Source organism: Mesobacillus selenatarsenatis SF-1 (assembly GCF_000813125.1).
Lineage (GTDB): Bacteria > Bacillota > Bacilli > Bacillales > Cytobacillaceae > Mesobacillus > Mesobacillus selenatarsenatis.
In genome coordinates this window covers 1-16006 of sequence record NZ_BASE01000083.1, presented here as the reverse complement: position 1 = coordinate 16006, position 16006 = coordinate 1, and the positions used below count along the sequence as shown (strand labels likewise).

Below are 16006 nucleotides of genomic sequence, written 5' to 3'. Positions count from 1 at the left end.
TTTATAATAAAGAAAATTGTCGAAAGTTGACAAATTATAAAATAGGTAAAATGATTCATTTTTTTCTTATTTCAATAAAACTATTAAACTAGAAAAAAATGTTGGCGATATGAATGTAAACAATGATTCAATTAATTGACAGAAAACGCGGGGTACTCTCATGCATTCAACAGGGAAAAGTTCTAGCTTAAACCATGAAGAAAAAAGGGCTATTACTTGGTTTTTAGCGCTCTTCTACAGTATTTCAATTACATATGATTTTTTCTATTATTACATATATAAAAAGTTCATTGTTCATATTGAGCCTGGTTTACCGGGTGCTTTTGGCTATTGGTATTATATTTTTATGCTTGGTCTTATTCCAATTGCTCATTATTTAAATAAAAGAAACCGAACATCTTCGATAAAATACATTTTTATCATGTGTTTCGTCCTTCTTTCAATTGTAAATGACGGTGTTACATATTGGGGAAATTCAATGGAGTATGCGAGCGGGAATGTAGTTGAAGTCTTTTTAATCTTATTTTCGCCAATCTTTGTGAATAAACGATTTTTCATGGTTGTTTTTAACGGCATGCTTTTTAAATACCTTTTTATAGGCATTTTGCTTAGTACAAATGAGGTGCTTTTTCCATTAATTCTAATTTTAGTATTGTCTGGTATTGCTTACGTTGTATTGAAGAGATTTATGGGTTATGTTGATGCGATAAAAACATCATATGATACGCAACTCGAGGGTATCGTTAAAGGGGTTATTGCCACTATTGAACTAAAAGATCCATATACCAAAGGACATAGTGAGCGTGTTGCGCAATATGCTCATATGCTAGCTATCGCAACAGGTAAATACTCCAAGGAAGAATTGAACGCTTTTTATTATGCATGCTTGCTTCATGATATTGGTAAGGTGAATATCCCGGACCATATACTTATGAAACCTGGAAAGTTGACAAAGGAAGAGTATGAGATTATCAAAACCCATCCTGAGGTTGGGGCTGAGGCAATCATAAAAGTGAATGGTATAGGGGATGGCATCGATATTATAAAATCACATCATGAAAGATGGGATGGCAAAGGATATCCTGAGCAGTTAAGTGGTAAAGATATCCCTTATCTAGCAAGAGTTGTTTCTATTGCTGATGCCTTTGATGCAATGACTTCTTCAAGATCATATCGATCTGCGATGCCAGTAGGTGAGGCATATGACCGTATATTATCTGGAGCAGGGACTCAATTTGATCCTCATTTGGTTGAAGTTTTTAAAGAGATCTTTTCAACATGGGTTGAATTTCACGATAAATATCAAAGATCTATGGATTTACCAGCAAATTTATTTGATACGTCCGTAAAAAAGGGGGTGACAATATGAAGATCCGTAAATTAAATAAAGTGAAAACTACTTGCTGGTGGTGTAACTATCTTCCAATCATGCCATAATGGAAGGGATGCTTTTTTAAGCATCCTTATTTAATTGCATAAAATGTGCAGTAAGAGGTGGGGTAATTATGGGAATTACCTATAATAGCCAGCTTAAACTTCATCAATTAGTCTTTCGTGAAGAAAAGCAGAACTATATTGTAGAAGATACTATTACTAACGAATTCTATGAAATGCCAAAAGTATGTATTGAAGCTATTAAATTAATACAGGATAATGTACCTTTAAATGAGATTGAAATTAATCTGAAGAAACAATACGCAGATGAAGAGATCGATATAATTGAATTTGTTAATCAATTGGTAGAACTGGAAATTGTGTGCGAACTAGATGGTGAAAAAGTATCGATTAATATTGTAAATAAAAAAGATGCAGGTTTTCAGTGGGTTCCTGAAAGGCTGGGCCAAATACTCTTCAATGATACTACAACAAAAATATATGTCGGTATGCTTATTGCAAGTATAATGATGTTTATTTTTGATCCAGGTTTGATTCCACATTTTAAGGATATTTTTATTTTTGAATTAATGATTGAAAATGTTGCAGCCATAATTTTAATAACTTTGATTTTAGTCTTACTCCATGAGTTTGGACATATTATTGCGATCAGGGGAGAAGGCTTGAATGCTAAGCTTGAACTGGGTCATAGACTATTTTTTGCTGTACTTGAGACAGACCTGACTCAGGCTTGGAAGTTGCCGCCACAAAAAAGAAATAAGTTATTGTATGCTGGTATGTACATAGATATTGTGGTGATTTTCACCTCATTAATCCTGTTACTTGTAAGTACAGACGGACTTCTTTCAGGTGTTTTAGGTATTGTGGTTTTTAATACTCTAATAAGGCTTATCTATCAACTTTGCGTTTTTATGAAAACGGATTTTTATTATATTATTGAAAATATCACTGGTTGTTATAATTTAATGGAAAACGGCCAGCACTATCTGAGTAAAAGGATTCCATTTATAAAAACAAGCCATGCAACTGTGTCATTTTCTGGAGAAGAGAAGGTGATAAGAAGATATGCTTATTTCTATATAATAGGCATCCTGCTCACCCTAATCATCACCGCTTACTACTACATCCCACAATTGATTTTCGCTGTAAATGAAATCATGCTGCCGGGTTTCTTTGAACCAATTACGAGCATCCGTTTTTGGGATTCGGTTGTCTTTTTGCTGCAAATATTGTTAGTTTCGGGTTTATTGATTTACTCATGGACAAAGAAATATCGTTTAAGCAGTTAAAAAGACAGCCGGGTGGCTGTCTTTTCGTTTAGGCTTTAATATGTTTTAACGTAATCTATTAAAATATCTTTATACTTTTCAAGCGATTCCAACTCGACAAATTCGTCATCACCGTGCCAGTTCGCTCCACTTGGCCCGAACTCGATTGCTGGAATTCCGTGTGCTGCGAAAAACTGGGTATCAGCGGCCCCATGTTGACCAAAGATCACTGCTTCACCAGCAATATGTTTTTCCAAAACTGGTTTCAGCTGGCTGATGAATGGATCATCGTGCTTTGTCGCGACTGGGATTCCTTTCAGGCCGACTGTAACTGTTCCATCTGAAATACTTTTGATTTGTTGCACAATCGAATCGGCATCCTGCCCAGGAAGATACCTGATATCAAGGGACATAACGCAGTGATCAGGTACCTTGTTAAAAACTTCACCACCCGAGATGATGGCAAGATTAATAGATGGTGATTGATAAAACTCTGAGCTTTCTTTAGTAAAAGGCAATTCAAGTAGTTTCTCGTAAACTCGGTAGGCCTTAACAATCGCATTTTCGCCTTCCCATGGCCGGCTGCCATGAGCCGATTTTCCGGTGACTTCGACTTCAAGCCGCAAAACACCTTTTGCTTGCAGAGCTATCCCCAGCTGAGTCGGTTCAGAGGAGATGACAAAATCCCCACGGTATTCATTTTCCACAAGATAACCTGTACAATTTTTGCCGCCAATCTCTTCGTCCGAAACAATCTGAAGCTGGATTTTCACTCCGAGTTTTTGATTCTGCAATTCTTTCATCGCAACCATCATCGCTGCTACGCCAGCTTTCATATCCGCCGCGCCGCGGGCATATATTTTGCCATCCTTTTCAACAGGCACGAACTGCTCCTTTTTACCGCTGACTACATCAACATGGCCGTTGAATACAATCGTTTGATCTCCCTCGCCAATCTCGCAGACCAGCATTTTATATCCATTGTTTTCAATCAAATTAGGCTTTAATTCATGCTCAATAAGCCATTGTTTGCAAAACTCTACCGCCTGATTGGCACCTTCCTTCGTGGAGCTGTCAATCAGGATCAATTCCTTTAATAATTCCTTCATTGTTCAAACACTCCTTGAAAAAGGTTCTATAATACATTACCACAGGCAGTGGAATTCAATCTTTAATGTAAATAGTACCAATTAAATTAGAGTAATTCCTTAATTATTTTTGAGAAATCACTAATATGTTGCTAGTCCATTCGAATCAAATTTAGAGACACGAAGAAAATTTCCCAATATAAAACTTTATTAAAATAGTTTTATTTACACTTATATTTAAAATGAAAACAGGAGGAATGACGCAGTTTCATTTTAAAATTAAGTTTTTGAGACTGAAAACAGCTGACGTAATAGATAAATATTACTATATTTTAAAAATTTACAATATTTTAAAACCTTGCTACAATTTGAATCAGATTCTTCAGAAAATATGAAAAATCGAAACTTGGAAAATAGCAGGAGGTTATCTTTTGAAGAAGAAAAGTTCGTTGAAGGTTCTTTCAAGCGTGGCGGCAAGTGCTGTCTTCGCTTCTACTTTATTTGCGGGTTCATTTGCTGGACCAACTGCAGCTCCTAAAAGTGTGGCAGCTGCGACAGCTCCTGTATCTGCACCTATAGACTTGAATATCGTTGACCAAGATCGTCTGGCAAAAGCTTTGCAGGATCGCGGGTTGATCGCTAAAGGCGCTTCATCGGAAGAAGTCAACAAAGCGGTAACAGAATATATCAAGAAGAAGCAGGGCGCTAAAGCAGGCAAGACAGACAAGCACACTGCTGAAGATGAAATGACAAAGAAGTCCAAGGACTTTTTGACAAAGCAAAAAGACCAGCTGACTAAGCAGCTTGACAAAGGGCATGACAATTTTAAAAAGGGCAAGCCGACAGGATACGCTAAAGTGGATCCTGCAAAACAGGCTCCATACAATGGTGAAGTCAGAGAGGACAAGGTTCTTGTTCTTTTAGCGGAATTCGCAGACTTCAAGCACAATAGCATTGAGCAAGAAGAAGGCTATATGTATTCAGACGACTTCAGCCGCGAGCATTATGAAAAAATGCTGTTCGGTGACGAAGAGTTTACATTATTCAATGGTGAAAAGGTTCAGACGTTCAAGCAATACTATGAAGAGCAATCTGGCGGCAGCTACACAGTTGACGGACATGTAACTGACTGGGTGACTGTACCTGGCAATGCTGCTGACTATGGTGATGACAATCCTGAAGGCGGCCATGATAATAATGGTGAAACAGGACCTCGCGATTTTGTAAAAGATGCATTGAATGCAGCAGTTGAAGGCGGTCTTGATCTTTCTGAGTTTGACCAGTTCGATCTTTATGACCTAGACGGCGACGGAAACCAGAACGAGCCGGACGGCCTTGTTGACCACTTGATGGTCCTTCACGCTGGTGTCGGCCAGGAAGCTGGCGGCGGAGCACTTGGTGATGACGCAATTTGGTCACATCGCTGGGTATTGAATGGGGTTCATAGAGTTCCAGGAACTGAAGGAACTGCGCAAGTACCATACTGGGGCGGATCAATGGCGGCCTACGACTACACAATCGAACCTGAAGACGGAGCAGTTGGTGTATTCGCACACGAATTTGGACATGATTTAGGTCTTCCAGATGAGTATGACACACAATACACTGGACAAGGCGAGCCAGTTGCATCATGGTCAATCATGAGCGGCGGCAGCTGGAATGGAGCAGTAGCAGGGACAGAGCCTACAAGCTTCTCTCCACAGAACAAGGAATACTTCCAGAAAATCATGGGCGGCAACTGGGCTAACATTACGGAAGTAGATTATGAAGACATCGACGAAAATGGTTTGACAGCAGTCATCGATCAGAGCGTTACAAAGTCAAGGAATAACGGCATTGTAAAAGTCAACCTTCCTAAGAAAAAGGTAGAAGGCATCAAGCCGGCTTTCGGTGAGAAGTACTACTACAGCACAAAAGGTGATGACCTGCACACTGCATTGGAAACACCTGTATTTGACCTGACAGCTGCAACTTCAGCTACTTTCGACTACAAAGCATGGTACGAAGTAGAATTCGATTATGACTATGTATTTGTAAACGCAGTAACAGAAGATGGCACGGAAGTTGAGTTGGATGTAATCGGAGACGAAAACACTGCTGGCGGCATGGAAACAACTCAAGGGCAGTGGGAAGACAAGTCTTATGACTTAAGCCAGTTCGCAGGACAGAAAGTTAAATTGACTTTTGATTATGTAACAGACGGCGGTCTTGCTCCAGAAGGTTTCGCAATGGACAACCTGAGCCTGACTGTTGATGGAGAAGTTGCTTTCTCTGACGATGCAGAAGGCGCTGAACAAGTGACTCTTGATGGCTTTATCTCAACAAATGGTTTGTTCGATAAAGACCACTTCTACTACCTTGAGTGGAGGAACTACGCTGGGTCTGACAAAGGCTTGATTGCCGGCCGCGGCGTGAAGTACAACACTGGTATGGTTGTTTGGTACGGTGACGACAGCTTTACAGACAACTGGGTTGGCGTCCACCCTGGCGAAGGCTTCATCGGTGTAGTTGACTCACATCCTGAAGCAATCGTGGGTACACTTAATGGACAAGATTCTGTAAAGAGTAGCACGCGTTACCAAATCGCTGACGCAGCATTCTCACTGGACAAGGCACCTGCCTGGACAGTGGATTCTCCATCACGTGGAGTATTCGACTATGAAGGACTGCCTGGTGTGACAACATTTGATGACTCTAATAAGTACATCAATGAACTGATTCCGGATGCAGGTAAAAAGCTGCCTAACTACGGATTGAAGTTCCAGGTCATCGGTGAAGCGAAGGATAACTCTGCTGGTGCAGTTTGGATCCATAAATAAGAATAAATTTAAAGACATCGGGCGGTTTCTCGCTCGATGTCTTTTTGTAATTGGAAAAAATCAGTGTTTTTTTCCAAGTCGCCAATAAAATCGAATTTTCGCGAATAAATTCAAATTATCGCCAATAAAGTTGTGAAAACCGCCATTAAAATTAAATTATCACCAATAAAAAATAAAAATCGCCAATAAAACCAAATCAGGCAAAAAACAATCTATAATAAAAGGTGCAAAACTCCATTTTTCCGGGGAATACTGGACTTATAATCGTGTTTTAGCTAGTATCAATACTAGAATGTTTAACTGAAGGAGAAAATCATGTCAGAAACTCAACCAATTATCGCACAACTGAAACCGTTCCTGCAGCAGGCCTGGGAGAATGCTGGATTCGAGACTATGACTTCTGTCCAGACGACGGCGATTCCATTAATAATAGAAGGAAAAGATGTCGTAGGGGAATCCCCGACTGGTACGGGTAAAACTTTAGCGTACCTGCTTCCTGTTTTAAATAAAATCGACGCTAATATGCAGAATACACAGGCAGTCATCCTCGCTTCATCACAGGAGCTTGTCATGCAGATCCTGTCCGAAATCCAGAAGTGGGGAGAAGGCAGCGGTATCAAATCGGCAAGCCTGATCGGCGGCGCCAACCTAAAACGCCAGATTGACAAGCTGAAAAAGAGCCCGCATATCATTGTCGGAACTCCCGGCCGGACGAATGAACTGATCAAACAGAAAAAGCTGAAAATGCACAAAGTCCATACAGTCGTCCTTGATGAAGGGGACCAGCTTCTAACCCCCGAGCATAATGAAACGGTAAAAAGTATTGTAAAGTCGACACTTGCTGATCAAAGGCAGCTATTATTATTTTCAGCAACTCTTCCCGAGACTGTCGAAAAATCAATCAAGAGATTGGCGAATGATCCGGAGATCATCAATGTAAAAAAGGACGAAACGATCGATGCAGCAAAAGTAGAGCATATTTACTTTGTCAGCGAGCAGCGTGACAAAATCAAAGTCCTCGAAAAGATTGCCCGCCTGGATGGAACGAAGTCACTTGTTTTCATCAAGGATATCGCGAACCTGACCATCGCTGCTGAAAAACTGAAGTTCAAGGACATTCACGTCGGACAACTGCATAGTGATTTAAGCAAGCAGGACCGCCAGCGTCATTTGAATAAGTTCCGCGACGGCAAAAACGAAATGCTGCTTGTCACTGAAGTCGCAGCGCGTGGCTTGGATATTAAAGGTGTCACTCACGTTGTCCACTACGATTTCCCTAGAGAGCTGGATCAATACGTCCACCGCTCCGGACGCACAGGCCGTTTTGGCGCGGAGGGGACTGTCATCTCAATCGTCAACGAACGTGAAGAACGCGATTTGAAAAGATTCTGCAATGCACTTAATATTACCCCAGTGCAAAAAGAATTTTACGGTGGTAAAATTGTTGACCCAGAATAATTATTTCGAAGCTATAGGACTTTTTCCTATAGCTTTTTTTACTGTTTTTAAAGGTTTTTTTGTAAAACAATCAGAATATATATTCCGTAGTTTATTTTTTAAGGCTCTGTTAAAGCCGTTGGAAAATCAACAGCTGAAATGCCTCCTTGAAAGGAATGGTTGTACTTGAAAAATCCACGTTTAAATACATTGATGACAGAGTGGCTGCCAGAAGCGACGATTGATGAGATGCAGGAAAAAATGGGGAAAGGCGAGCTGTCTTCGCATGACCTTGTCCTGATGTACCAGGCTCGTATCGCTGCCTTCGATAAAATAACCAATTCAGTGCTTGAACTGAATCCTGATGCTCTTCAGATTGCGGCTGCACTGGATGGCGAAAGAAAGCAGAAAGGTCCAAGAGGCGATTTGCACGGCATTCCGGTACTGATAAAAGATAATATTGATACAAACGATAAAATGCATACCAGTGCTGGTTCGCTTGCATTGAAGGATTCGTTTGCCCGGAAAGATTCCTTTGTTGCTGCGAAGCTAAGGGAAGCAGGCGCAGTCATTCTTGGAAAAACGAATATGACTGAGTGGGCAAATTTCATGGCGAATGGCATGAAGAGCGGCTATAGCTCCCGCGGTGGCCAGGTGCTCAATCCGTACGGATCCGAGAAATTTGATGTCGGCGGCTCAAGTGCTGGTTCCGGCGCAGCAATCGCCGTCAACTTGGCCGCAGTAGCGGTAGGAACAGAAACAGATGGCTCAATTTTGAACCCAGCTTCGCAAAATTCACTGGTTGGCATCAAGCCGACAGTTGGGCTGGTCAGCCGCAGCGGCATCATTCCGATTGCGCACACGCAGGATACTGCCGGCCCGATGGCGAGAACTGTCAAGGACGCAGTTTATCTTTTAGAAGCGATTGCTGGCCAGGATCCTCAAGACCCGGCAACGATGGTGAGTTTACCTGAATTCAACCATGATTCTCTTTTCGATACTCAAGCACTAAAAGGAGCGAAAATTGCTGTTGTCAGGGAAGAGTATATTGGCAAATGGACTCAGGAACAGGAACAAATTTTGCAAAAAGCGGTTGAAAAAATGGAAGAGCTCGGCGCGGAGGTAATTGAAGCAGCAATCCCAGCGACGAAGGCTAAGTGGGGCTATAGGGTTCTGAGCTATGAATTCAAAGCAGATTTGAACGCTTATCTGAACGGGCTTGCACCGAGTGTTACAGTCAGGACGCTTGCTGACGTGATTGCTTTCAATTATGAGCATGGGGAGAAAATGCTGAAGTACGGACAGGAGGTGCTGTTGGAATCTGAAGCAACAAGCGGAACATTGACTGAGTGTGAATACCTCGAAGAACTGGAGTATAACCTTTATATGGCAAGGGAGCAGGGAATTGATTATGCACTGAAGGAATATGGTGCCGATGCAGTGCTTTTTCCAATGGATGGCTCCACGATTGGCTCAAAGGCAGGTTACCCGTCTGTTACCGTCCCTACTGCTTTTACTGAAGAAGGAGAGCCGGTCGGCATCACCTTCACGGGTACTGCTTTCAGCGAACCATTGCTAATCAAGCTTGCCTATGCATATGAGCAGGCAACCTTGGTGCGCCGTGCTCCTGAGCTTAGAATAAACGACGAGGGAAAAATCCATACTACTTCATGAATCCATCAAAAGGAGCGAGGAAGAATGGGTAAACAAAAGCTCGGCAACGGAAACGCCCAGCGCAACAACAACAAGAAAAAAGGCAACAACACACCCGAAGAATTAGTCGAATTCACAACCGGCCAGAAAGAAAAGAAATTCAACAATCCGATTGATTAATTAAAAGCAAAGTGCCCCAGCGATTTGTTCGCCAGGGCACTTTTTATAGCTGCTTTATATCGAAAATAAGATAAATCAGCAATATTCGGATGCAAACTTGATAACAGGCACGAAAAACTGGTCACATTCGTTAATACATTTGTGGAAAGCAGTCCTGGATAGAGCTCATTCAAGATTTTATTGGCGAAAAAATGAATTTATCGACCACATTTCTCGATATATCGACCACATTTGAAGTTATTTCGACCACATTTAGAAATATATTGGCGAATTTTTGATTTTTTTGACCACATTCAATAATTATTCGACCAACTGCTAAATCAACAAGTTTCTACCGGCTAATTAATGCCCGCCACTCTTATCAAAGTTACTGCCCGAAACGTCGGCGACATTCTCAATCGCGACCAACGCATTTGGATCGATATCATCGACAACTGAGCGGACGGTGGATAATTCGATACGGCTGACGATAGTATAGATGATTTTCTTTGGTTCGTTTGAAAAAACACCCTGGCCCTGAATATAGGTCATGCCGCGGCCTAATTGCTTGAGCAATGCTTCAGCGATTTCTTCAGGGACGTCTGAAATGATCGTAACTGATTTGAGCTCTTCCATCCCTTCGACGACGACGTCAATCATCTTGAAGGCGATGAAATAGGTGATGATTGAGTACATTGCTGTTTCCCAGCTGAACACGAGCAAAGCTGCCAGGACGAATATGAACAAGTTCATGACCATGACGATCTGCCCGACAGAAACGGTGCGCTTTTTGCTGACAAGGATGGCAATGATCTCGGTTCCATCCAGTGCGCCGCCTGCCCGGATGACCAAACCGACACCCGTTCCAAGGATAACCGCGCCGATGATGGTTGCTAAAAATAAATCATCCGTCACAGGTTCAAAGTGGTGTAAATAGGCAGTCGCGCCGGATAAAATAATGACTCCATATAAAGTGCGAAGCGTGAATTTCAAGCCCATCCTCTTATACCCGATATAAAGGAAAGGAAGGTTGAACAAAATCAGGTAAATACTCATCGAGATGTTAGTCAATTCTGCTGCGATAATCGAAAGTCCGATGACCCCTCCGTCAAGGATCGCGTTAGGAACAAGGAACATATCAAGCCCGAATGCTGCGATAATTGCCCCGATTGTTATCGTCACAAGCTGTGTAACCTCTTTAATCACTCTTTTTTTCTTCGTTGCTGCCACTGAATATCCAACCCTTTTCTATTAAAAATAACTTCTGGGAATTAGTCATGTATGTACTATACTTATTGTATCAAACTTAAAGTTTATCTGGTATTTTTACATTATATATCCATGATTAGTAAAACCATAAAATGGGGTAATGAGAAGGGGAAGTTAATTGAAATTACGGAGGGGCTATTTTGGCTAACAATACTCAGGTTAAACATAAATCCAATAATCAGTCTGGTTCAAAAAATAAGAAGAATCATCAGACTGGTAACAATAAAAGAAAGTCATATATGAGAACTAATCCTAAGCCGCAGGAGATGGAGGAAAACAGATTGAAGCGGGTTGATGAAAATAACCTAAAGCAGGATGGCAATAATGGAACTGGAAACGGAAAGCCATCCAATCCATCAAAAAAAGAAAAAGGTAATTCTCATTCCAAAAACGATAAAAGCAAGTCATCATCTCAACAGAACGCCAATGGAAATGGTAACCCATCCAAAAACGGTAACGGGAACGACAAATCAGCATCCAATCAATCCAATAACGGTAACGGGAACAACAAATCAGCTTCGAATCAACCGAAAAACGGTAACGGGAACGACAAATCAGCATCCAATCAATCCAATAACGGTAACGGGAACGACAAATCAGCTTCGAATCAACCGAAAAACGGTAACAGCAATAACATACAATCTTCCAACCAAACAAAAAACGGCAACGGAAAAAATCGTAAGAATGAAGGCTGGAAGAATTCATCAAATCAGAATCCCGATTTCGGCGCTAAAACTTCAGAAGACCACGACGTAAAGCATAAGGAGCAGTCCGGAAAGTTCGAGACAGCATTTAACAGGATTCACAAACAGTTGAAGGAGATGGTGAAGGGGACGGACAGCGATGCGTTTGTCGAGCTGCTGTATTCCGGCTATAAAAACCATTCATTGGTGCGTAAATATAAAAGTGAGCTGCACCAGTTTGCGAAGCTTCGGAATGCGATTGTCCATGAGCGTGTGAATGCAGATTATTATATTGCTGAGCCTCACATTGAGGTGGTCGAACGGATTGAGGAGATATGCAAGGAGTTTGAGAAGCCGCAGACGGCATTGTCAATCGCAACAAGTCCGGTGTTCTACTATTATGAGGATGCCTATCTTAAAGATGTTCTAAAGGTCATCAATAAGTTTGATTTTACAAGATTCCCTGTCTATGACAAGGATGATAAGTATGTTGCCTTGCTGACTTCAACAGAGATCATCCAGTGGATGGCGAAGCATTTTTCCGACAGTGTGGTCCATTTCGAGGATGTCCGTGTCAAAGAGCTGTTAACGAAAGGGAAAAATTACTTTGTGACCTTTGTTGATGAAGATGCGTCTCTGTATCATATTGAAGAATTGTTTGAGCGCTACCATACTAGAGGCAAGAAACTGCAGGCGGTCATCATCACGGAAACTGGGGACCGCCATGGAAAGCCGATTGGCGTCATTACGCCATGGGATCTGCTGGACAGCGATCCTGAAGATTGACATACAGGCACTTGAACAGTTTCTTCACGAATAGTTCATTGACGATATCATGGCTAAATTGATATACTGCAGCTATTAAAACTATTTTCAAAACCGAAATAACTCTTATCAAGAGCGGCGGAGGGACAGGCCCTTTGAAGCCCGGCAGCCTTCATGTTTTCAGAATTAAAGGTGCTAAGTCCTGAAGATTGCAGACTGAAGATAAGAGAGGCTATGCGGATAGAAACCTCTCCTGATTTGGAGAGGTTTTTTACTATACTAAAAATTCTTAAAGCAGGTGACAAAATGGCTAACAAATTTGAAACAGAAGTACTTCATTCCATACATACGGAGCAAAAAGGAATCAAAAGCAAGGCGACACCGATTTATCAGACCTCTGCTTTTACTTTTAATGATCTTGATGAGCTTGAGGGCTTTTATCAAGGAGAAGGAAGTTATTTGTATTCAAGGGTTGGGAACCCGAATACAGATGAACTCGGTCAATCTGTAGCGGCGCTTGAACATGCGGAAGACGGGGTAGCTGCTTCCTCTGGTTTGGCTGCCATTTTAGCGGGGGTACTGGCAGTAGTGAAGAATGGCGATCATATCGTTGCAGCCGACGATGTGTATGGCGGAAGCTTCCATATGCTGAAAGCTGAGCTTGAACGCTTTGGAGTTGAGACGACATTTGTATCGTTTTCTGACCTGGATAAAGTCGAACAGGCAATCAAACACAATACGAAGCTTCTTTACACGGAGTCCATCACGAATCCGCTCCTTCGTGTTGAAAAGTTAGAGGAAGTTATCGCGCTGGCGAAAAAAAGGAACCTCACCGTTTTGGTGGATAATACATTCGCTACTCCGCTTCATGTCCGCCCGTTTTTACTAGGAGCTGACCTGGTCGTCCACAGTGCGACGAAATACATCGGCGGGCACAGTGATGTCACTTCAGGTGTCGTCGTTGGAAAAAAGGAACTGATTGCTGAAGCGCGGGCTCGAATTGTGAATTTGGGTGCGAACCTTAGTCCATTTGAAGCGTGGCTGACTTGCAGAGGGTTGAAGACTCTGGCGTTAAGAATGAAAGCTCAATCGAAAAATGCCATGTTGCTGGCTGATAGTCTGAGTGGACATCAGAATGTAGCAAAGGTATATTACCCGTTTTCTGAGGGGGAAGAGGGTTTCGGCGCGATTGTTACGATTGAATTGGCAGAACACGTGGATACCGATCTACTTTTCAAATCGCTAGGCTGGGTAAAAATTGTACCAACACTTGCGGGAGTTGAAACGACTGTCTCCCATCCGCTAAAAACCTCCCATCGTGCACTGCCGCCAGAGGCGCAGGCGGAGCTTGGCATTACGTATCGTTTAGTCAGGATTTCGGTTGGAATTGAAAATAGCGATGACATTATCGAGCAATTTGAAGCTGCACTTGCAGCGGCAGGGAAATAATTTGGATGCTATCTCTGATTTGAAAAAGGCTGTCTCCGGTCACCACAACAGCCAATAATCGTTCGACATAAGGTTTACACCTCCTATATGCGGGTATTTTTAAAAGGACTACTCGTCTAAAGGAGGCTTTTATTATGTTTGAACATGAAAAACATCTTGTTGGAGTATATGATAATGAGCAAGACGCAATCCAGGCTGTTGAGGACCTGAAAAGACAGGGATACGCAACCGATGATATTTCGGTTATCAGTAAGAACGAAGATGAGGTTCACGATGTTAACGAAGCTACCGGTACAAAGACTGAGGAAGGTCTTGCTGCAGGTGCGGCAACAGGCGGCGTATTAGGCGGCCTTACTGGATTATTGGCAGGCATCGGAGCACTAGCGATTCCTGGAATAGGACCAATCGTCGCTGCAGGCCCAATCGCTGCGACACTTACTGGCGCGGCAGTAGGCGCAGGTGCTGGCGGTTTAGCTGGAGCACTGATCGGAATGGGTATTCCGGAAGATGAAGCTGAACGCTACGAAGGCTATGTAAAAGAGGGCAAGATTCTAGTTGTTGTCGAGCGCGACGAAAACAGAGTTGGCCTGAATAATGATGCCACAACTGTTGATGCCTTAGATGGCACAAGGACTCGCAATCCAGTTGATGCACCGCTTACTTCGGACAACCCTGCCAACACTCGTTTTGATAACACACGCGACTTTTAATAACCATGTCATATAAAAAGGCTGCCAGAAAAATCTGGCAGCCTTTTGGCATTTATGTGGAATTCATATCAATCAACCATGAATATTACTGCAGCAAAGGTATCCACCTATACATGGAAAAACACCTTGCATAGTTTAGTAATGAGGAGATTTTGTCCTTATTCTACTATAAAGGATGAGAGGCATGAATTTTAAAGGCAAGAAACAAAAGCAAGGATTCGGCGGCAGTCACTGCCCGCCAGACCCACAGCCAGTCGATTGTACAGCTCCTTCTTCATATACTGTGCTGGATTCGATGGCAAATCCATTGTATGTGGTAACGTTCTTGGGAGTGGCCCCTGTTGCAGACGGGTTTCGCTGGGATTACCAAATTACTAACATCAATGCTCAGAATGCACTGAGCAACTGGGTGTTGGAACTTGAAGGATGTTTCAGTGATTTTGAATGTTTTGTAGGGGATATCTTTCCGGCAGATGAAATGAATATTCCTGTTCCAACGACACCTGGAGACTGTTTGTTCCCTTCTTCAAACCCCAATTTCCCGTGTCCAATAACTGACCCTTGCACAAATGTAGTAGGGCTGAAATTTGATAATTTGAATCCACAGGGTGAGCCAGAACTAGAGCCAGGGACAACACAAAGATTTTCGTTCATAATCCCTGAGAATCTCCCGGCAGAAGTAGCGTGTTTTCAATTGAAGTTTGGAACCATGTCCCGCTGCGGAGAAATTTGTGCACCAGCATGTGTTTGTGATAATCCGTGTATTTGTGAAGAAGACAATAATTTCACCTGCGATGTCCTGTTCCCTGATTGCTTCACATTAGGAGGCACGGAAGAAGATGTGAGAGTCGCCTATTGTATTGGTGACGTCAGTGACTGTGTTATGGATGGAACATGCGAGGTGCTGGAGACGATTAATGTTTGCAATACCAACTTGCAATGTTGTGTGCCTGTACAGCGCTGGAGGCAGGAATTTGACTTCCAGGTCATCTTCAATGTCCCGATGATTCCATTGCTGGGTTCAGGTGCCTGTGTAGAGGAACCAGTTTTTGCGTGTTGCCAGGATGAGGGAACGGCGATTCAAAACTGCTTCACCTGTATAGGCGATACTTCTGTTGAGCCGCCTTGTGTTGAACCAGATTGTGAAAATACTGAAGTTGTCGTTACGGGCTTGACTCCAATAGAAGATCGATCCGGAACGATTATCGGTGTTACGATTGAATATTCTTTTGTCACCCCTCCATGTGCCAATGAAGTGATCGATGGTTAAAAAGAGAATGTAAAAAAGCTGGCTGCATTATTTAATCTTGC

At 42.4% G+C, this 16006-nt stretch carries 12 protein-coding genes and 1 riboswitch; of the genes, 10 read left to right on the top strand and 2 right to left on the bottom strand.

Going from position 1 to position 16006, the window contains the following annotated elements; all coding sequences use genetic code 11:
- Positions 1-160: 160 nt before the first annotated feature.
- Positions 161-1369, top strand: coding sequence for an HD-GYP domain-containing protein (locus tag TY49_RS16920; protein WP_041967089.1), 1209 nt, complete (start codon positions 161-163; stop codon positions 1367-1369).
- Positions 1370-1505: 136 nt separating this feature from the next.
- Complete coding sequence (locus TY49_RS16915) at positions 1506-2684, top strand: hypothetical protein (RefSeq protein WP_041967088.1); 1179 nt, start codon at positions 1506-1508, stop codon at positions 2682-2684.
- A 35-nt stretch (positions 2685-2719) separates the two neighbouring features.
- Here the strand turns inward: TY49_RS16915 and TY49_RS16910 are convergent, their stop codons facing one another.
- A complete protein-coding gene (locus TY49_RS16910; RefSeq protein WP_041967087.1) occupies positions 2720-3772 on the bottom strand; it encodes a M20 family metallopeptidase in 1053 nt (350 codons plus the stop codon).
- A 410-nt stretch (positions 3773-4182) separates the two neighbouring features.
- On the opposite strand from TY49_RS16910, the gene TY49_RS16905 reads away from it, so the two are divergent.
- The 4 genes from TY49_RS16905 (at position 4183) to TY49_RS25440 (ending at position 9840) form a co-directional block, all read left to right on the top strand.
- Complete coding sequence (locus TY49_RS16905; protein WP_041967086.1) at positions 4183-6570, top strand: immune inhibitor A domain-containing protein; 2388 nt, start codon at positions 4183-4185, stop codon at positions 6568-6570.
- Positions 6571-6885: 315 nt separating this feature from the next.
- On the top strand, positions 6886-8028 hold the full coding sequence (locus tag TY49_RS16900) for a DEAD/DEAH box helicase (RefSeq protein ID WP_041967085.1): 1143 nt from the start codon (positions 6886-6888) through the stop codon (positions 8026-8028).
- Between the two features lie 165 nt (positions 8029-8193).
- Positions 8194-9681, top strand: coding sequence for an amidase family protein (locus TY49_RS16890; RefSeq protein ID WP_041967083.1), 1488 nt, complete (start codon positions 8194-8196; stop codon positions 9679-9681).
- 24 nt (positions 9682-9705) lie between these two features.
- A complete protein-coding gene (locus tag TY49_RS25440; protein WP_260983522.1) occupies positions 9706-9840 on the top strand; it encodes a hypothetical protein in 135 nt (44 codons plus the stop codon).
- 342 nt (positions 9841-10182) lie between these two features.
- Here TY49_RS25440 and TY49_RS16885 read toward each other — a convergent pair whose 3' ends face one another.
- A complete protein-coding gene (locus TY49_RS16885) occupies positions 10183-11049 on the bottom strand; it encodes a YitT family protein (RefSeq protein WP_041967082.1) in 867 nt (288 codons plus the stop codon).
- Positions 11050-11228: 179 nt separating this feature from the next.
- Between TY49_RS16885 and TY49_RS25295 the strand changes: the two genes are divergently transcribed.
- From TY49_RS25295 to TY49_RS16865, 4 genes are all read left to right on the top strand, one after another.
- Entirely contained in the window at positions 11229-12557 is a 1329-nt protein-coding gene (locus tag TY49_RS25295) for a CBS domain-containing protein (RefSeq protein WP_232310475.1), read from the top strand.
- Positions 12558-12659: 102 nt separating this feature from the next.
- A riboswitch (SAM riboswitch) is annotated at positions 12660-12765 on the top strand.
- A gap of 77 nt (positions 12766-12842) precedes the next feature.
- Complete coding sequence (locus TY49_RS16875) at positions 12843-13985, top strand: trans-sulfuration enzyme family protein (RefSeq protein ID WP_041967134.1); 1143 nt, start codon at positions 12843-12845, stop codon at positions 13983-13985.
- A gap of 134 nt (positions 13986-14119) precedes the next feature.
- Positions 14120-14695 carry a YflT domain-containing protein gene (locus TY49_RS16870; RefSeq protein WP_041967081.1) on the top strand — a complete coding sequence of 192 codons (576 nt, stop codon included), beginning with the start codon at positions 14120-14122 and terminating at the stop codon, positions 14693-14695.
- A 184-nt stretch (positions 14696-14879) separates the two neighbouring features.
- Positions 14880-15965, top strand: coding sequence for a hypothetical protein (locus TY49_RS16865; protein WP_041967080.1), 1086 nt, complete (start codon positions 14880-14882; stop codon positions 15963-15965).
- Positions 15966-16006: the final 41 nt, after the last annotated feature.